Raw genomic sequence first — 14,471 nt, 5'->3', positions numbered from 1 at the left:
CAAAGTCATTCAACGATTAACTTACTGAAAGAAGAGAAACATGGCTAAAGGTAAATTCGAACGGACCAAGCCGCACGTGAACGTGGGCACGATCGGTCACGTTGACCACGGCAAGACCACGCTGACGGCAGCGATCACGACGGTTCTGACGCAGAAGTTTGGCGGCGAAGCGAAGGCGTACGACCAGATCGACGCGGCGCCGGAAGAAAAGGCGCGCGGCATTACCATCAACACCGCGCACGTCGAGTACGAAACGGCTAACCGCCACTACGCACACGTTGACTGCCCGGGCCATGCTGACTACGTGAAGAACATGATCACGGGTGCGGCGCAGATGGACGGCGCAATCCTGGTGTGCTCGGCTGCTGACGGCCCGATGCCGCAAACGCGTGAGCACATCCTGCTGGCGCGTCAGGTTGGTGTTCCGTACATCATCGTGTTCCTGAACAAGTGCGACATGGTGGACGACGCTGAGCTGCTGGAGCTCGTCGAGATGGAAGTTCGCGAACTTCTGTCGAAGTACGACTTCCCGGGCGACGACACGCCGATCATCAAGGGTTCGGCCAAGCTGGCGCTGGAAGGCGACAAGGGTGAGTTGGGCGAAGTGGCGATCATGAACCTGGCCGACGCGCTGGACACGTACATCCCGACGCCGGAGCGCGCGGTTGACGGTTCGTTCCTGATGCCGGTGGAAGACGTGTTCTCGATCTCGGGTCGTGGCACGGTGGTGACGGGCCGCGTCGAGCGTGGCGTGATCAAGGTCGGCGAGGAAATCGAGATCGTCGGCATCCGTGCAACGGCCAAGACGACCTGCACGGGTGTGGAAATGTTCCGCAAGCTCCTCGATCAGGGTCAGGCCGGCGACAACGTTGGTATCCTGCTGCGCGGCACGAAGCGTGAAGACGTGGAGCGTGGTCAGGTTCTGGCCAAGCCGGGTTCGATCAACCCGCACACGCACTTCACGGCTGAAGTGTACGTGCTGAGCAAGGACGAAGGCGGCCGTCACACGCCGTTCTTCAACAACTACCGTCCGCAGTTCTACTTCCGTACGACGGACGTGACGGGCTCGATCGAGTTGCCGAAGGACAAGGAAATGGTGATGCCGGGCGACAACGTGTCGATCACGGTGAAGCTGATCAACCCGATCGCGATGGAAGAAGGCCTCCGCTTCGCAATCCGCGAAGGTGGCCGTACGGTCGGCGCTGGTGTCGTCGCAAAGATCATCGAGTAAAATCGCAGATTGCTGTAGCAGTATGTAGCGCCCGGGCTCGGGCGCTCGCTCTCCGCAAGCACCCGAGCCTACGTTCTTTTTCTACTCGGCGGTGCAATATCGCCTCGCTCTTTCCAAGGAATTTGTCATGCAGAACCAGAAAATCCGCATCCGCCTGAAGGCTTTCGACTATCGCCTGATCGATCAATCGGCAGCTGAAATCGTCGACACGGCGAAGCGGACTGGCGCAATCGTTCGTGGCCCGGTGCCCCTGCCGACCCGCATTCAACGCTTCGACATTTTGCGTTCGCCGCACGTCAACAAGACGTCGCGCGATCAGCTCGAAATCCGCACGCACCAGCGTCTGATGGACATCGTCGACCCGACGGACAAGACCGTTGATGCGCTCATGAAGCTCGATTTGCCGGCTGGCGTCGACGTTGAAATCAAGCTGCAATAAGGCTTCAGCCCTTGTCCGGCGATCCGGGCAGCGCTAAGTCTTTGATTGCTTGCGGAAAACGAAAAGGCTCGCTATACTAGTGAGCTTTTCGCGCATTTGCGTAAAAAGTCGGTGTGCTGCAGCATGGTCTCATGCCCGAAACGGCGCCGACATTTTGTAAATTAGCCCCGACCAATCGCAGTCGGGAATGGAGAAAACGATGAGCCTTGGACTCGTAGGTCGCAAGGTTGGCATGACCCGTATCTTCACGGCTGAGGGGGATTCGATTCCCGTCACCGTGCTGGACGTGTCCGACAACCGCGTGACGCAGATCAAGACTGTTGAAACCGACGGCTACACGGCCGTGCAGGTTGCCTTCGGTACGCGCCGCGCATCGCGCGTGACGAAGCCGTTGGCAGGTCATCTCGCCAAAGCCGGCGTTCAAGCCGGTGAAATCCTCAAAGAATTTCAGATCGACCCCGCTAAGGCTGCCGAGTTGTCGAACGGCACCGTAGTTGGTCCCGAGCTGTTCGAAGTGGGCCAGAAGGTCGACGTGCAAGGCGTGTCGATCGGTAAGGGCTACGCCGGTACCATCAAGCGTTACAACTTCTCGTCGGGCCGTGCCTCGCACGGTAACTCGCGCTCGCACAACGTGCCGGGCTCGATCGGTATGGCGCAGGATCCGGGTCGTGTTTTCCCGGGTAAGCGCATGACTGGTCACATGGGTGACGAGAAGGTAACGGTGCAAAACCTCGAAATCGCTCGTATCGACGCTGACCGCAAGCTGCTGCTGGTCAAGGGCGCCGTTCCGGGTGCGAAGGGTGGCAAGGTATTCGTTACGCCGGCCGTGAAGACGCGTGCCGTGAAAGGAGCGAAATAATGGAACTTAAGCTCCTGAATGCCAATGGTCAGGAAGGTGCGGGCGTTAGCGCGTCGGACGTCGTGTTCGGCCGCGATTATAACGAAGCCCTCATTCACCAGGTGGTGGTTGCGTACCAGGCGAACGCCCGTAGCGGCAACCGCGCGCAGAAAGATCGTGAGCAGGTCAAGCACACGACCAAGAAGCCGTGGCGCCAGAAGGGTACAGGCCGCGCCCGCGCCGGTATGTCGTCGAGCCCGCTGTGGCGCGGCGGTGGCCGCATCTTCCCGAATTCGCCGGAAGAAAACTTTTCGCACAAGGTCAACAAGAAGATGCATCGCGCAGGTCTCTGCTCGATCTTCTCGCAGCTGGCCCGCGAAGGCCGCATCTCGGTGGTCGACGAGCTGACGCTCGAGGCGCCGAAGACGAAGCTGCTGGCCGAAAAATTCAAGGCGATGGGTCTCGACTCCGTGCTGGTGATTACCGACACGGTTGACGAAAACCTGTACCTCGCGTCGCGCAATCTCGCCCACGTGGCGGTTGTCGAGCCGCGTTACGCCGACCCGCTGTCGCTGATCTACTTCAAGAAAGTCCTGATCACGAAGGCTGCGGTCGCCCAGATCGAGGAGTTGCTGTCATGAGCGAGATTCGCAAGAACGATCATCGTTTGATGCAGGTCCTGCTCGCGCCGGTGGTCTCCGAAAAGGCGACGCTGGTTGCCGACAAGAACGAGCAGGTTGTGTTCGAAGTCGCGCCGGATGCTACGAAGCAGGAAGTGAAAGCTGCAGTCGAGCTGCTGTTCAAGGTGGAAGTCGACTCCGTCAACGTGCTGGTCGCGAAGGGCAAAGCCAAGCGCTTTGGCCGCTTCATGGGCAAGCGCAAAGACGTGAAGAAGGCGTACGTCTGCCTGAAGCCCGGCCAGGAAATCAACTTTGAAGCGGAGGCCAAGTAATCATGGCAATCGTGAAAGTTAAGCCGACTTCGCCGGGCCGCCGCGCGATGGTCAAGGTGGTCAACAAAGAACTGCACAAGGGCAAGCCGTTTGCGGCACTGCTCGACACGCAGTCGTCGACCGCCGGCCGTAACAACAACGGTCACATCACTACGCGTCACAAGGGCGGTGGTCACAAGCATCACTATCGTGTCGTCGACTTCCGTCGCACGAAGGATGGTATTCCGGCAAAGGTCGAACGTCTTGAGTACGACCCGAACCGTAGCGCGAACATCGCGCTGGTTCTGTACGCAGACGGCGAGCGCCGCTACATCATCGCTCCAAAGGGTGTCACCGTCGGTCAGCAACTGATGTCGGGTTCGGAAGCGCCGATCCGCGCAGGTAACACGCTGCCGATCCGCAACATTCCGGTCGGTACGACGATTCACTGCATCGAAATGCTGCCGGGCAAGGGCGCGCAAATGGCGCGTTCGGCTGGCACGTCGGCGATGCTGCTCGCTCGCGAAGGCGTCTACGCGCAGGTTCGTCTGCGTTCGGGCGAAATCCGCCGCGTGCACGTTGAATGTCGCGCGACGATCGGAGAAGTGGGCAACGAAGAGCACAGCCTCCGTCAAATCGGTAAGGCGGGCGCGAACCGCTGGCGGGGCATCCGCCCGACGGTGCGTGGCGTTGCAATGAACCCGGTCGACCACCCGCACGGTGGTGGCGAAGGCAAGACTGCGGCAGGCCGCGATCCGGTGAGCCCGTGGGGCACGCCGACGAAGGGCTATCGTACCCGCAGCAACAAGCGCACGACGAGCATGATCGTCCAGCGCCGTCACAAGCGTTAAGGAGTAGGCAATGGCACGTTCTATTAAGAAAGGTCCGTTCTGCGACGCCCATTTGCTGAAGAAGGTTGAGGCGGCTGCAGCATCGCGTGACAAGAAACCGATCAAGACCTGGTCGCGTCGCTCGACGATCCTGCCGGACTTCATCGGTCTGACGATCGCCGTTCACAATGGCCGTCAACACGTTCCGGTGTATGTCACGGAAAACATGGTCGGCCACAAGCTTGGCGAGTTCGCACTGACCCGTACGTTCAAGGGTCACGCGGCCGACAAGAAGGCCAAGAAATAAGGGGCAATCAAGATGGAAGTGAAAGCAATTCATCGCGGTGCCCGCATCTCGGCGCAAAAAACGCGCCTTGTGGCTGACCAGATCCGCGGTTTGCCGGTCGACAAGGCGCTGAACGTTCTGACGTTCTCGCCGAAGAAGGCTGCGGGAATCGTGAAGAAGGTCGTGCTGTCGGCGATCGCGAATGCGGAGCACAACGAAGGTGCCGATATCGACGAGCTCAAGATCACGAGCATCTACGTCGACAAGGCAGCATCGCTGAAGCGATTTACCGCGCGCGCCAAGGGCCGTGGTAACCGCATCGAGAAGCAATCCTGTCACATCACTGTGACGGTCGGGAATTAAGGGGTCATACGATGGGACAGAAAATTCATCCGACTGGCTTCCGTTTGGCCGTCAGCCGCAATTGGGCTTCGCGTTGGTACGCGAACAACAACAATTTCGCGGCGATGTTGCAGGAAGACATCGGTGTTCGTGAGTACCTGAAGAAGAAGCTGAAAAACGCGTCCGTCGGCCGCGTTGTGATCGAGCGTCCTGCAAAGAACGCGCGTATCACGATTTTCAGCTCGCGTCCGGGTGTCGTGATCGGTAAGAAGGGTGAAGACATCGAACTGCTGAAGTCCGAGCTGCAAAAGCGCATGGGCGTTCCGGTTCACGTCAACATCGAAGAAATTCGCAAGCCGGAAACCGACGCGCAACTGATCGCTGATTCGATCACGCAGCAGCTCGAGCGCCGGATCATGTTCCGTCGTGCGATGAAGCGTGCGATGCAGAACGCGATGCGTCTGGGTGCTCAAGGCATCAAGATCATGAGCGCAGGCCGTCTGAACGGTATCGAAATCGCTCGCACGGAATGGTACCGCGAAGGTCGCGTGCCGCTTCACACGCTGCGTGCAGATATCGACTACGCAACGTCGGAAGCAAAGACGACGTACGGCATCATCGGCGTGAAGGTGTGGGTCTACAAGGGCGATACGCTCGGCCGCAATGACGCACCGGTGGTCGAAGAAGTCGCCGAAGAAAAGCGTCCGCGCCGCAACGCACGTCCGGGTGGCGATCGCCGTCCGCGTCGTGATGGTGAAGGTGGTGGCCCGGCAGGTGCGCGCCGTGGCGCTCCTCGTCGTGCTGGCGGTACCGGCGGCGACGGGAAGACTGGAGAATAACGATGCTGCAACCGAAACGCAGAAAGTATCGCAAAGAGCAGAAAGGTCGTAACACCGGCGTTGCTACCCGCGGCAACGCGGTGTCGTTCGGTGAGTTCGGCCTGAAGGCTGTCGGTCGTGGCCGTCTGACCGCGCGCCAGATTGAAGCGGCGCGTCGTGCAATGACGCGTCACATCAAGCGCGGTGGCCGCATCTGGATCCGGATCTTCCCGGACAAGCCGATCTCGACCAAGCCGGCGGAAGTTCGTATGGGTAACGGTAAAGGTAACCCAGAGTACTACGTCGCTGAGATTCAACCGGGCAAGATGCTGTACGAAATGGACGGCGTAACCGAAGAACTGGCGCGCGAAGCGTTCCGTCTGGCTGCAGCGAAGCTGCCGCTGAAGACGACGTTTATCGTGCGTCAGCTCGGCGCCTAAGGAGCAAATGATGAAGGCTTCCGAACTTCACCAGAAAGATCAGGCCGCGCTCAACAAGGAGCTGTCGGACCTGTTGAAGGCGCAATTCGGCCTGCGCATGCAACTCGCGACCCAGCAGCTCACGAACACGAGCCAGCTGAAGAAGGTTCGTCGCGACATCGCACGTGTGCGGACCGTCCTGACTGAGAAGGCGAACCAGAAATGAACGATAGCGTAAAAACCTCGCTCAAGCGGACGCTGGTCGGCAAGGTCGTCAGCAACAAGATGGACAAGACGGTTACCGTGCTGGTCGAGCACCGCGTGAAGCACCCGATCTACGGCAAGTACGTCGTGCGTTCGAAGAAGTACCACGCGCATGACGACGCGAACACGTACAACGAGGGCGACCTCGTTGAGATCCAGGAAACTCGTCCGATTTCGAAGACGAAGGCTTGGGTTGTGGCTCGCCTGGTCGAGGCTGCTCGCGTCATCTGATGTCGCAAAGCAGTAGAAGTAGTTGAAATCGCAGTAAGTTTCGCTTGCAAGACCGGGATTATTTGATATAATCTCGGTCTTCCCTCTTTATGGGAGCCCCGTCGCGGGCGAAGTTGGTGGGGGAAGCGGTCCGGGCGCCAGCCTGTACCGAAGGATTCACCGGATTGCGATGGCGGGTTTCGTTTGCCGTCGCTGCTGTTCTAACCCAAGCAGCCGATCGGCTGACGGGACCAAGACTGACCGGGAAGCACCATGGTGGTGTGACCGGATTAAGTTGGGAAAGATAAACCATGATCCAGACCGAAACTCGGCTTGAAGTGGCCGACAACACGGGTGCACGTGAAGTCATGTGCATCAAGGTGCTCGGCGGCTCGAAGCGTCGTTATGCCAGCATTGGCGACATCATCAAGGTGACCGTCAAAGAGGCAACGCCGCGCGGGCGCGTGAAGAAAGGCGAAATCTACAACGCCGTGGTGGTTCGCACCGCCAAGGGCGTGCGCCGCCAGGACGGCTCGCTGATCAAGTTCGACGGCAACGCAGCTGTGTTGCTCAACACCAAGCTCGAACCGATCGGCACCCGTATTTTCGGGCCAGTCACGCGCGAGTTGCGTAGCGAACGATTCATGAAGATCGTTTCGCTGGCGCCTGAAGTGCTGTAAGGAGTCGCGATGAACAAGATTCGCAAGGGTGACGAAGTTATCGTCATCACTGGCAAAGATAAGGGCAAGCGTGGCGTTGTGCTGGCCGTTCACGGCGAGACCGTGACCGTCGAGGGCATCAATCTCGTCAAGAAGCACGTCAAGCCGAACCCGATGAAGGGTACGACGGGCGGCGTGGAAGCCAAGACGATGCCGCTGCAAATTTCGAACGTCGCATTGGTCGACGCGAATGGCAAGCCATCGCGTGTAGGCATCAAGGTCGAAGGAGACAAGAAGGTCCGTTTCCTGAAGACGACCGGTGCCGTGCTGAGCGCCTGACGCTGCGGAGTAAAAAATGGCTCGTTTGCAAGAGTTTTACAAAGAAAAGGTTGTACCCGGCCTCATCGAGAAGTTCGGTTACAAGTCCGTGATGGAAGTACCGCGCATCACCAAGATCACCCTGAATATGGGTCTTGGTGAAGCCGTCGCTGACAAGAAGATCATCGAAAACGCGGTTGGCGATCTGACGAAGATCGCAGGTCAGAAGCCGGTGATCACGAAGGCGCGCAAGGCAATTGCTGGCTTCAAGATCCGTCAGGGCTATCCGATCGGCGCCATGGTCACGCTGCGTGGCCAGGCAATGTACGAATTCCTCGACCGTTTCGTGACGGTTGCGCTCCCCCGTGTGCGCGACTTCCGTGGCGTGTCGGGTAAGGCGTTTGATGGTCGCGGCAACTACAACATCGGTGTGAAAGAGCAGATCATTTTCCCCGAAATCGATTACGACAAGATCGACGCACTGCGTGGGCTGAACATCAGCATCACGACGACTGCGAAGACTGACGACGAAGCAAAGGCTCTGCTCGCCGGCTTCAAGTTCCCGTTCAGAAACTGAGGTTACCGTGGCTAAACTGGCACTGATCGAACGTGAAAAGAAGCGTGCTCGCCTCGCCGCCAAGTACGCTCCCAAGCGTGCTGCACTGAAGGCAATCATTGGCGACACGAGCAAGTCGGAAGAAGAGCATTACGCAGCACGTCTGGAACTGCAGCAACTGCCGCGCAACTCTAACCCGACCCGTAAGCGCAACCGTTGCGCAATTACCGGTCGTCCGCGCGGGACGTTCCGTAAATTCGGCCTGGCGCGTAACAAGATTCGTGAAATCGCGTTCCGCGGCGAGATCCCTGGCCTGACCAAGGCGAGCTGGTAATAGGAGAAACATAAATGAGCATGAGTGATCCTATCGCCGATATGCTGACTCGCATCCGCAATGCGCAGATGGTCGAGAAGGTTTCGGTGACTATGCCCTCGTCGAAAGTCAAGGTTGCGATTGCGCAGGTCCTGAAGGACGAAGGTTATATCGACGATTTCGCAGTGAAGTCCGAAGGTGCGAAGTCGGAATTGAACATCGTGTTGAAGTATTACGCTGGCCGCCCGGTCATCGAGCGCATCGAACGCGTCTCGAAGCCTGGTCTGCGTGTGTACCGCGGCCGTAACGACATCCCCGTGGTCATGAATGGCCTCGGCGTGGCAATCGTGTCGACGCCCAAGGGCGTGATGACGGACCGCAAGGCACGTGCAACGGGCGTTGGCGGCGAAGTCATCTGCTACGTCGCTTAAGGCCGAAAGGAGAGAAACATGTCTCGAGTAGGTAAGAGCCCGATCGCGCTGCAAGGCGCGGAAGTGGCCCTGAGCGCCGACAGCATTACTGTCAAGGGTCCGCTGGGTACGATTTCGCAGGCTGCCAACAGTCTCGTGAAGGTGGTTAACGACAACGGCACGCTGAAGTTCGAGCCGGTCGACGGAAGCCGCGAAGCGAATGCGATGTCGGGCACCATGCGCGCACTGGTTGCGAATATGGTGTACGGCGTGACGAAGGGTTTCGAGCGCAAGCTGACGCTGGTTGGCGTCGGTTATCGCGCACAGGCGCAAGGCGACAAGCTGAACTTGTCGTTGGGTTTCTCGCACCCGGTGGTGCACCAGATGCCGGCTGGCGTCAAGGCAGAAACCCCGTCGCAAACCGAAATCGTGATCAAGGGGATCAACAAGCAACAAGTCGGTCAAGTCGCTGCAGAAGTGCGCGGCTACCGTCCGCCGGAGCCCTATAAGGGCAAGGGCGTGCGTTACGCCGATGAGGTTGTGATCCTCAAAGAAACGAAGAAGAAGTAAGGGTGCGCAATCATGGATAAGACTCAATCTCGCCTGCGCCGCGCTCGTCAGACGCGTATCAAGATCGCTGAGCTGCAGGTCGCGCGTCTCGCCGTGCATCGCACGAACACGCACATCTATGCGCAAGTGTTCTCGCCGTGCGGCACCAAGGTGCTCGCCAGCGCGTCGACGCTCGAAGCCGAAGTGCGTGCGCAACTGGCCGATCAATCGGGCAAGGGCGGCAACGTTGCTGCTGCAACCCTGATCGGCAAGCGCATTGCAGAAAAGGCTAAGGCTGCCGGCATCGAATCCGTCGCCTTCGACCGTTCGGGTTTCCGTTACCACGGCCGCGTGAAAGCGTTGGCTGATGCGGCGCGCGAAGCCGGACTCAAGTTCTAAGGGAAGAATTCGTCATGGCAAAGATGCAAGCTAAAGTTCAGGCTGACGAACGCGACGACGGCCTTCGTGAAAAGATGATCTCGGTCAACCGCGTGACCAAGGTCGTGAAGGGTGGCCGTATTCTCGGCTTCGCTGCACTGACCGTGGTTGGCGACGGTGATGGCCGCGTCGGTATGGGCAAGGGCAAGGCGAAGGAGGTGCCGGTCGCTGTCCAGAAGGCGATGGAACAGGCTCGCCGCAACATGTTCAAGGTGCCGCTGAAGAACGGTACCCTGCAACACGAAGTGCATGGTAAGCACGGCGCATCAACGGTTCTCCTCGCTCCGGCGAAGGACGGTACCGGCGTGATCGCTGGCGGTCCGATGCGCGCAGTGTTCGACGTGATGGGCGTGCAGAACGTCGTGGCCAAGAGCCACGGTTCGACGAACCCGTACAACCTCGTTCGTGCGACGCTCGACGGCCTGCGCAAGCAGTCCACGCCGGCCGACATCGCTGCGAAGCGCGGCAAGTCCGTCGAAGAAATTCTGGGCTAAAGGTGGACACCATGTCTGATAAAACTGTCAAGGTCCAGCTCGTCAAGAGCCTGATCGGCACCCGTGAATCGCACCGCGCAACGGTGCGTGGCTTGGGCCTGCGCCGACTCAACTCGGTTAGCGAGTTGCAGGATACGCCGGCTGTGCGCGGCATGATCAACAAGGTTTCGTACCTCGTTAAGGTCATCAGCTAAGCGGCTGACCAGGACTCAAGGAGTTGATAATGGAATTGAATAACCTGAAGCCGGCTGAAGGCGCGAAGCACGCAAAGCGTCGCGTTGGTCGCGGCATCGGCTCCGGCCTCGGCAAGACCGCAGGCCGTGGTCACAAGGGTCAGAAGTCGCGTTCGGGCGGCTTTCACAAGGTTGGCTTCGAAGGCGGTCAAATGCCGCTGCAACGTCGCCTGCCGAAGCGTGGCTTCACCTCGCTGACGAAGGAATTCGTCGGTGAAGTGCGTCTCTCGGATCTGGAGAAGCTGCCGGTTGACGAAATCGATCTGCTGGCTCTGAAACAAGCCGGCCTGGTCGGCGAGCTGATCCGTAGCGTCAAGATCATCGCGACCGGCGAGCTCAAGCGCAAGGTCGTTGTGAAGGGCTTGGGTGCGACGAAGAGCGCACGTGCTGCTATTGAAGCAGCCGGTGGCTCGTTTGCCGAGTAACGCGCAAGTTATTTGCCGTCACTAGCATTTGCATCGGAGAAGGTACTTGGCTAACAGCCCGAGTCTCGCAAAACCCGGTCGCAGCGCGGCGAAGTTTGGCGATCTGCGTCGGCGAGCAGTATTCCTGCTGCTGGCGCTGGTCGTCTACCGCATCGGCGCGCATATTCCGGTGCCGGGTATCGACCCGGACCAACTGGCGAAGTTGTTCCAAAGCCAGTCGGGCGGCATCCTTGGCATGTTTAACATGTTCTCGGGTGGCGCACTTTCGCGGTTCACCATTTTCGCGTTGGGGATCATGCCGTACATTTCGGCGTCGATCATCATGCAGTTGCTGGCGATTGTCTCGCCGCAACTCGAAGCGCTGAAAAAGGAAGGGCAGGCAGGTCAGCGGAAGATTACGCAGTACACGCGGATCTTTACGGTCGTGCTGGCGACATTTCAGGCGTTCGGCATTGCCGTGGCGCTCGAAAATCAGCCTGGCCTCGTGATTGATCCGGGGATGGTTTTCCGGTTGACGACGGTCGTGACGCTTGTGACCGGCACGATGTTCCTGATGTGGCTGGGGGAGCAAATCACGGAGCGCGGGCTCGGCAATGGTATCTCGATCATCATTTTCGGCGGTATTGCGGCGGGCTTCCCGAACGCAATCGGTGGTCTCTTTGAACTGGTGCGAACCGGCTCGATGAGTATCATCTCGGCGATTATCGTCGTCGCGCTGATTGCTGCTGTGACGTATCTGGTGGTGTTCATCGAACGCGGCCAGCGCAAGATTCTTGTGAATTACGCAAAGCGGCAGGTAGGCAACAAGATTTACGGCGGGCAGTCTTCGCATTTGCCGCTGAAGCTGAACATGTCGGGCGTGATTCCGCCGATCTTCGCATCGTCGATCATTCTCTTCCCGGCAACTATCCTGAACTGGTTCAGTTCGGGTTCGCGTACCAGCTGGTTCGCAGACACGTTGCACAATGTGGCCGAAGCCCTGAAGCCCGGTCAACCCGTGTACGTGTTGCTGTACGCGTTGGCGATCGTTTTCTTCTGCTTCTTCTACACCGCACTGGTGTTCAACAGCAGGGAAACGGCCGACAACCTGAAAAAGAGTGGCGCTTTCGTCCCTGGCATCCGCCCGGGCGATCAGACGGCGCGATATATCGACCGCATCCTTACGCGTCTGACGCTGGCCGGTGCGATCTACATCGTGTTCGTTTGCCTGCTGCCCGAATTTCTGGTGCTGCGCTGGAACGTGCCGTTTTATTTTGGTGGAACGTCGCTGCTGATCATTGTCGTCGTCACAATGGATTTCATGGCGCAGGTGCAGTCGTACGTTATGTCGCAACAGTATGAATCGCTGCTGAAGAAAGCTAATTTCAAAGGCGGCGGCGTCCCGATGCGTTGAAAGGACTTATGGCCAAAGACGATGTGATCCAGATGCAGGGCGAAGTAATTGAAAACCTGCCTAACGCTACCTTCAGGGTGAAGCTGGAAAACGGCCATGTCGTGTTGGGACACATATCCGGCAAGATGCGGATGCACTACATCCGAATCCTGCCGGGCGACAAGGTGACGGTTGAATTGACGCCTTACGATCTGTCGCGTGCGCGGATCGTGTTCCGGGCGAAGTGATTTGAAAAAAGGGTAATATCATGAAAGTGATGGCATCGGTTAAGCGCATTTGCCGCAATTGCAAGATCATCAAGCGCAAAGGCGTTGTGCGCGTGATTTGCAGCTCTGATCCGCGCCACAAACAGCGTCAAGGCTGAACGCCGCGCTTTTGCTTGCGCTTTTTGTTTGAGGAAAAACAATGGCTCGTATCGCAGGGGTTAACATCCCGAATCACCAGCATACTGAAATCGGCCTGACGGCTATTTACGGTATCGGTCGCACGCGCTCGCGCGACATTTGCGTCGCTGCTGGTGTGGCATTTTCGAAGAAGGTCAAAGACCTGACTGACGCAGACCTCGAAAAGCTGCGTGAAGAAGTCGGCAAGTTCATCGTTGAAGGCGATTTGCGCCGTGAAACGACGATGAACATTAAGCGCCTGATGGATCTCGGCTGCTATCGTGGCGTGCGGCATCGTAAGGGTCTGCCCCTGCGCGGCCAGCGTACGCGTACGAATGCCCGTACGCGCAAGGGTCCGCGTCGTGCAGCGCAATCGCTGAAGAAGTAAGCGGAACTGACAGTTACAGGAAAACGTAATGGCTAAGGCTTCGAACAACTCCGCGGCGCAACGCGTTCGCAAGAAGGTCAAGAAGAACGTCGCCGAGGGCGTGGTTCACGTTCACGCGTCGTTCAACAACACCATCATCACGATCACCGACCGTCAAGGCAACGCGCTTGCTTGGGCAACGTCGGGTGGCCAGGGCTTCAAGGGTTCGCGTAAGTCGACCCCGTTTGCAGCTCAGGTCGCAGCTGAATCGGCTGGTCGAGTGGCGATGGAATACGGCGTGAAGAACCTCGAAGTGCGGATCAAGGGCCCCGGTCCTGGCCGCGAATCGGCGGTGCGCGCGTTGCATGGTCTTGGCATCAAGATTACCGCGATCTCCGACGTGACGCCGGTCCCGCATAACGGCTGCCGTCCGCCGAAGCGTCGTCGTATCTAAGACGCTGGTTTTGCGAGCGCCTGTTGCCGCCTTGCGCGGCGGCGGGCTGCGCGCGTTATTGAATAGACTAAGCCCACCGTTCGACCCAAAGGGTTCGGACTAGCGCGAGTGGAAGCATTCGCGTGATTAATTACAGAAGGAATCAACGTGGCACGTTATATCGGCCCCAAGGCCAAGCTGTCCCGCCGTGAAGGCACTGACCTCTTCCTGAAGAGCGCGCGCCGCTCGCTCGCTGACAAGTGCAAGCTGGACAGCAAGCCCGGCCAGCACGGCCGTACTTCGGGCGCGCGTACGTCCGACTATGGCACGCAGTTGCGCGAGAAGCAAAAAGTAAAGCGTATCTACGGTGTCCTCGAGCGCCAGTTCCGTCGCTACTTCGCTGAAGCAGACCGCCTGAAGGGCAACACGGGTGAAAACCTGCTGCAACTGCTCGAATCGCGTCTGGACAACGTCGTGTATCGGATGGGCTTCGGCTCGACGCGTGCTGAAGCACGTCAGCTGGTTGGCCACAAGGCGATCACGGTGAACGGCGTCGTGACGAACATCCCGTCGATGCAAGTGAAGGCTGGCGACGTCGTTGCCGTGCGCGAACAGAAGCGCAAGCAGGCTCGCATCATCGAGGCGTTGTCGCTCGCCGAACAAGGCGGCATGCCGAGCTGGGTCGCGGTCGACGCGAAGAAGTTCGAAGGTACCTTCAAGCAGAAGCCGGAACGCAGCGACATCGCTGGCGACATCAACGAAAGCCTGATCGTCGAATTGTATTCGCGGTAATCGGATTGACGGCCGGGGCGTCCTGATTGCGTTGCGCAAGGGGGCGTCTCGGCTGTTTATTTTCAGGTTGTTACCGGTCAGCCTTATCGGTGTAACGAGC

The 14,471-nt window shown here is 58.7% G+C and carries 28 protein-coding genes; all 28 read left to right on the top strand.

Annotated features, from left to right (window positions below):
- The first annotated feature begins 40 nt into the window (after positions 1 to 40).
- The 28 genes from tuf to rpsD all read left to right on the top strand — a co-directional run bounded on the left by tuf (position 41) and on the right by rpsD (position 14,371).
- Positions 41 to 1,231, top strand: a complete 1,191-nt coding sequence (tuf, locus tag AB3X86_RS29725; protein ID WP_013090760.1) for an elongation factor Tu — start codon at positions 41 to 43, stop codon at positions 1,229 to 1,231.
- 127 nt (positions 1,232 to 1,358) lie between these two features.
- Positions 1,359 to 1,670, top strand: a complete 312-nt coding sequence (gene rpsJ / locus AB3X86_RS29720) for a 30S ribosomal protein S10 (protein ID WP_006998489.1) — start codon at positions 1,359 to 1,361, stop codon at positions 1,668 to 1,670.
- A gap of 199 nt (positions 1,671 to 1,869) precedes the next feature.
- Positions 1,870 to 2,529, top strand: a complete 660-nt coding sequence (gene rplC / locus AB3X86_RS29715) for a 50S ribosomal protein L3 (RefSeq protein WP_176124239.1) — start codon at positions 1,870 to 1,872, stop codon at positions 2,527 to 2,529.
- Positions 2,529 to 3,149, top strand: coding sequence for a 50S ribosomal protein L4 (gene rplD, locus AB3X86_RS29710; protein ID WP_008923346.1), 621 nt, complete (start codon positions 2,529 to 2,531; stop codon positions 3,147 to 3,149). Before rplC ends, rplD begins: the two co-directional genes overlap by 1 nt.
- Positions 3,146 to 3,460: a 50S ribosomal protein L23 gene (gene rplW / locus AB3X86_RS29705; RefSeq protein WP_008923345.1), complete on the top strand. Its 315-nt coding sequence runs from the start codon at positions 3,146 to 3,148 to the stop codon at positions 3,458 to 3,460. The genes rplD and rplW overlap by 4 nt, the downstream gene beginning before the upstream one ends.
- Positions 3,461 to 3,462: 2 nt before the next feature.
- Entirely contained in the window at positions 3,463 to 4,290 is an 828-nt protein-coding gene (gene rplB / locus AB3X86_RS29700; protein WP_008923344.1) for a 50S ribosomal protein L2, read from the top strand.
- Positions 4,291 to 4,300: 10 nt separating this feature from the next.
- Complete coding sequence (gene rpsS / locus AB3X86_RS29695) at positions 4,301 to 4,576, top strand: 30S ribosomal protein S19 (RefSeq protein ID WP_006998484.1); 276 nt, start codon at positions 4,301 to 4,303, stop codon at positions 4,574 to 4,576.
- A gap of 12 nt (positions 4,577 to 4,588) precedes the next feature.
- Positions 4,589 to 4,918 (top strand): 50S ribosomal protein L22, encoded by a 330-nt coding sequence (gene rplV, locus AB3X86_RS29690; protein ID WP_007730533.1) that lies wholly within the window; start codon positions 4,589 to 4,591, stop codon positions 4,916 to 4,918.
- 11 nt (positions 4,919 to 4,929) lie between these two features.
- Entirely contained in the window at positions 4,930 to 5,736 is an 807-nt protein-coding gene (gene rpsC, locus AB3X86_RS29685; RefSeq protein WP_176110098.1) for a 30S ribosomal protein S3, read from the top strand.
- Between the two features lie 2 nt (positions 5,737 to 5,738).
- Positions 5,739 to 6,155 carry a 50S ribosomal protein L16 gene (rplP, locus tag AB3X86_RS29680; RefSeq protein ID WP_008923342.1) on the top strand — a complete coding sequence of 139 codons (417 nt, stop codon included), beginning with the start codon at positions 5,739 to 5,741 and terminating at the stop codon, positions 6,153 to 6,155.
- 10 nt (positions 6,156 to 6,165) lie between these two features.
- Positions 6,166 to 6,360, top strand: a complete 195-nt coding sequence (gene rpmC / locus AB3X86_RS29675; RefSeq protein ID WP_007180130.1) for a 50S ribosomal protein L29 — start codon at positions 6,166 to 6,168, stop codon at positions 6,358 to 6,360.
- Complete coding sequence (gene rpsQ / locus AB3X86_RS29670) at positions 6,357 to 6,629, top strand: 30S ribosomal protein S17 (RefSeq protein WP_007180129.1); 273 nt, start codon at positions 6,357 to 6,359, stop codon at positions 6,627 to 6,629. The genes rpmC and rpsQ overlap by 4 nt, the downstream gene beginning before the upstream one ends.
- A 290-nt stretch (positions 6,630 to 6,919) precedes the next feature.
- A complete protein-coding gene (gene rplN, locus AB3X86_RS29665; RefSeq protein WP_006998478.1) occupies positions 6,920 to 7,288 on the top strand; it encodes a 50S ribosomal protein L14 in 369 nt (122 codons plus the stop codon).
- Between the two features lie 9 nt (positions 7,289 to 7,297).
- The gene (gene rplX / locus AB3X86_RS29660; protein ID WP_008923340.1) at positions 7,298 to 7,606 is read left to right on the top strand and encodes a 50S ribosomal protein L24; all 309 of its coding nucleotides are present in this window, start codon (positions 7,298 to 7,300) and stop codon (positions 7,604 to 7,606) included.
- Between the two features lie 16 nt (positions 7,607 to 7,622).
- A complete protein-coding gene (rplE, locus tag AB3X86_RS29655; protein WP_176110099.1) occupies positions 7,623 to 8,162 on the top strand; it encodes a 50S ribosomal protein L5 in 540 nt (179 codons plus the stop codon).
- A 7-nt stretch (positions 8,163 to 8,169) separates the two neighbouring features.
- Positions 8,170 to 8,475, top strand: coding sequence for a 30S ribosomal protein S14 (gene rpsN / locus AB3X86_RS29650; RefSeq protein ID WP_090802162.1), 306 nt, complete (start codon positions 8,170 to 8,172; stop codon positions 8,473 to 8,475).
- 14 nt (positions 8,476 to 8,489) lie between these two features.
- Positions 8,490 to 8,885, top strand: a complete 396-nt coding sequence (gene rpsH, locus AB3X86_RS29645) for a 30S ribosomal protein S8 (protein ID WP_006052216.1) — start codon at positions 8,490 to 8,492, stop codon at positions 8,883 to 8,885.
- A gap of 18 nt (positions 8,886 to 8,903) precedes the next feature.
- Entirely contained in the window at positions 8,904 to 9,434 is a 531-nt protein-coding gene (gene rplF / locus AB3X86_RS29640; RefSeq protein ID WP_176110100.1) for a 50S ribosomal protein L6, read from the top strand.
- Between the two features lie 12 nt (positions 9,435 to 9,446).
- Positions 9,447 to 9,812 (top strand): 50S ribosomal protein L18, encoded by a 366-nt coding sequence (gene rplR / locus AB3X86_RS29635; protein ID WP_008923336.1) that lies wholly within the window; start codon positions 9,447 to 9,449, stop codon positions 9,810 to 9,812.
- A 14-nt stretch (positions 9,813 to 9,826) separates the two neighbouring features.
- Positions 9,827 to 10,345: a 30S ribosomal protein S5 gene (gene rpsE / locus AB3X86_RS29630; protein ID WP_004197945.1), complete on the top strand. Its 519-nt coding sequence runs from the start codon at positions 9,827 to 9,829 to the stop codon at positions 10,343 to 10,345.
- An 11-nt stretch (positions 10,346 to 10,356) separates the two neighbouring features.
- Positions 10,357 to 10,539 carry a 50S ribosomal protein L30 gene (gene rpmD, locus AB3X86_RS29625; RefSeq protein ID WP_008923335.1) on the top strand — a complete coding sequence of 61 codons (183 nt, stop codon included), beginning with the start codon at positions 10,357 to 10,359 and terminating at the stop codon, positions 10,537 to 10,539.
- Positions 10,540 to 10,568: 29 nt separating this feature from the next.
- Positions 10,569 to 11,003, top strand: a complete 435-nt coding sequence (gene rplO / locus AB3X86_RS29620; RefSeq protein WP_368598743.1) for a 50S ribosomal protein L15 — start codon at positions 10,569 to 10,571, stop codon at positions 11,001 to 11,003.
- A gap of 46 nt (positions 11,004 to 11,049) precedes the next feature.
- On the top strand, positions 11,050 to 12,396 hold the full coding sequence (gene secY / locus AB3X86_RS29615) for a preprotein translocase subunit SecY (protein ID WP_013090753.1): 1,347 nt from the start codon (positions 11,050 to 11,052) through the stop codon (positions 12,394 to 12,396).
- A gap of 8 nt (positions 12,397 to 12,404) precedes the next feature.
- Complete coding sequence (gene infA, locus AB3X86_RS29610; protein WP_004521905.1) at positions 12,405 to 12,623, top strand: translation initiation factor IF-1; 219 nt, start codon at positions 12,405 to 12,407, stop codon at positions 12,621 to 12,623.
- A gap of 20 nt (positions 12,624 to 12,643) precedes the next feature.
- A complete protein-coding gene (gene rpmJ / locus AB3X86_RS29605; RefSeq protein WP_004199844.1) occupies positions 12,644 to 12,760 on the top strand; it encodes a 50S ribosomal protein L36 in 117 nt (38 codons plus the stop codon).
- Between the two features lie 41 nt (positions 12,761 to 12,801).
- Positions 12,802 to 13,167, top strand: coding sequence for a 30S ribosomal protein S13 (gene rpsM, locus AB3X86_RS29600; protein ID WP_008923332.1), 366 nt, complete (start codon positions 12,802 to 12,804; stop codon positions 13,165 to 13,167).
- A 28-nt stretch (positions 13,168 to 13,195) separates the two neighbouring features.
- Positions 13,196 to 13,600 (top strand): 30S ribosomal protein S11, encoded by a 405-nt coding sequence (gene rpsK / locus AB3X86_RS29595; RefSeq protein WP_006052224.1) that lies wholly within the window; start codon positions 13,196 to 13,198, stop codon positions 13,598 to 13,600.
- A 147-nt stretch (positions 13,601 to 13,747) separates the two neighbouring features.
- Positions 13,748 to 14,371: a 30S ribosomal protein S4 gene (gene rpsD, locus AB3X86_RS29590; RefSeq protein WP_013090752.1), complete on the top strand. Its 624-nt coding sequence runs from the start codon at positions 13,748 to 13,750 to the stop codon at positions 14,369 to 14,371.
- Positions 14,372 to 14,471: the final 100 nt, after the last annotated feature.

Origin of the sequence: Paraburkholderia sp. BR14374, assembly GCF_040948685.1 — a bacterium.
GTDB classification, from domain to species: Bacteria; Pseudomonadota; Gammaproteobacteria; order Burkholderiales; family Burkholderiaceae; genus Paraburkholderia; species Paraburkholderia youngii.
Note: the sequence above shows the minus strand (reverse complement) of the source record. Positions and strands in the feature narration are given on the sequence as shown.

What these genes read in the sequence shown, in the direction of transcription:
- rpmJ (WP_004199844.1), top strand. Translation starts at nt 12,644, where the DNA reads ATGAAAGTGATGGCATCGGTTAAGCGCATTTGCCGCAATTGCAAGATC.
- rplB (WP_008923344.1), top strand. Translation starts at nt 3,463, where the DNA reads ATGGCAATCGTGAAAGTTAAGCCGACTTCGCCGGGCCGCCGCGCGATG.
- rplO (WP_368598743.1), top strand. Translation starts at nt 10,569, where the DNA reads ATGGAATTGAATAACCTGAAGCCGGCTGAAGGCGCGAAGCACGCAAAG.
- rplC (WP_176124239.1), top strand. Translation starts at nt 1,870, where the DNA reads ATGAGCCTTGGACTCGTAGGTCGCAAGGTTGGCATGACCCGTATCTTC.
- rpsM (WP_008923332.1), top strand. Translation starts at nt 12,802, where the DNA reads ATGGCTCGTATCGCAGGGGTTAACATCCCGAATCACCAGCATACTGAA.
- tuf (WP_013090760.1), top strand. Translation starts at nt 41, where the DNA reads ATGGCTAAAGGTAAATTCGAACGGACCAAGCCGCACGTGAACGTGGGC.
- rplD (WP_008923346.1), top strand. Translation starts at nt 2,529, where the DNA reads ATGGAACTTAAGCTCCTGAATGCCAATGGTCAGGAAGGTGCGGGCGTT.
- rpsC (WP_176110098.1), top strand. Translation starts at nt 4,930, where the DNA reads ATGGGACAGAAAATTCATCCGACTGGCTTCCGTTTGGCCGTCAGCCGC.
- rpsS (WP_006998484.1), top strand. Translation starts at nt 4,301, where the DNA reads ATGGCACGTTCTATTAAGAAAGGTCCGTTCTGCGACGCCCATTTGCTG.
- rplF (WP_176110100.1), top strand. Translation starts at nt 8,904, where the DNA reads ATGTCTCGAGTAGGTAAGAGCCCGATCGCGCTGCAAGGCGCGGAAGTG.
- rpsK (WP_006052224.1), top strand. Translation starts at nt 13,196, where the DNA reads ATGGCTAAGGCTTCGAACAACTCCGCGGCGCAACGCGTTCGCAAGAAG.
- rplE (WP_176110099.1), top strand. Translation starts at nt 7,623, where the DNA reads ATGGCTCGTTTGCAAGAGTTTTACAAAGAAAAGGTTGTACCCGGCCTC.
- rplW (WP_008923345.1), top strand. Translation starts at nt 3,146, where the DNA reads ATGAGCGAGATTCGCAAGAACGATCATCGTTTGATGCAGGTCCTGCTC.
- rplX (WP_008923340.1), top strand. Translation starts at nt 7,298, where the DNA reads ATGAACAAGATTCGCAAGGGTGACGAAGTTATCGTCATCACTGGCAAA.
- rpmC (WP_007180130.1), top strand. Translation starts at nt 6,166, where the DNA reads ATGAAGGCTTCCGAACTTCACCAGAAAGATCAGGCCGCGCTCAACAAG.
- rpsH (WP_006052216.1), top strand. Translation starts at nt 8,490, where the DNA reads ATGAGCATGAGTGATCCTATCGCCGATATGCTGACTCGCATCCGCAAT.
- rpmD (WP_008923335.1), top strand. Translation starts at nt 10,357, where the DNA reads ATGTCTGATAAAACTGTCAAGGTCCAGCTCGTCAAGAGCCTGATCGGC.
- rpsQ (WP_007180129.1), top strand. Translation starts at nt 6,357, where the DNA reads ATGAACGATAGCGTAAAAACCTCGCTCAAGCGGACGCTGGTCGGCAAG.
- rpsE (WP_004197945.1), top strand. Translation starts at nt 9,827, where the DNA reads ATGGCAAAGATGCAAGCTAAAGTTCAGGCTGACGAACGCGACGACGGC.
- rplR (WP_008923336.1), top strand. Translation starts at nt 9,447, where the DNA reads ATGGATAAGACTCAATCTCGCCTGCGCCGCGCTCGTCAGACGCGTATC.
- rpsJ (WP_006998489.1), top strand. Translation starts at nt 1,359, where the DNA reads ATGCAGAACCAGAAAATCCGCATCCGCCTGAAGGCTTTCGACTATCGC.
- rplP (WP_008923342.1), top strand. Translation starts at nt 5,739, where the DNA reads ATGCTGCAACCGAAACGCAGAAAGTATCGCAAAGAGCAGAAAGGTCGT.
- rplN (WP_006998478.1), top strand. Translation starts at nt 6,920, where the DNA reads ATGATCCAGACCGAAACTCGGCTTGAAGTGGCCGACAACACGGGTGCA.
- infA (WP_004521905.1), top strand. Translation starts at nt 12,405, where the DNA reads ATGGCCAAAGACGATGTGATCCAGATGCAGGGCGAAGTAATTGAAAAC.
- rplV (WP_007730533.1), top strand. Translation starts at nt 4,589, where the DNA reads ATGGAAGTGAAAGCAATTCATCGCGGTGCCCGCATCTCGGCGCAAAAA.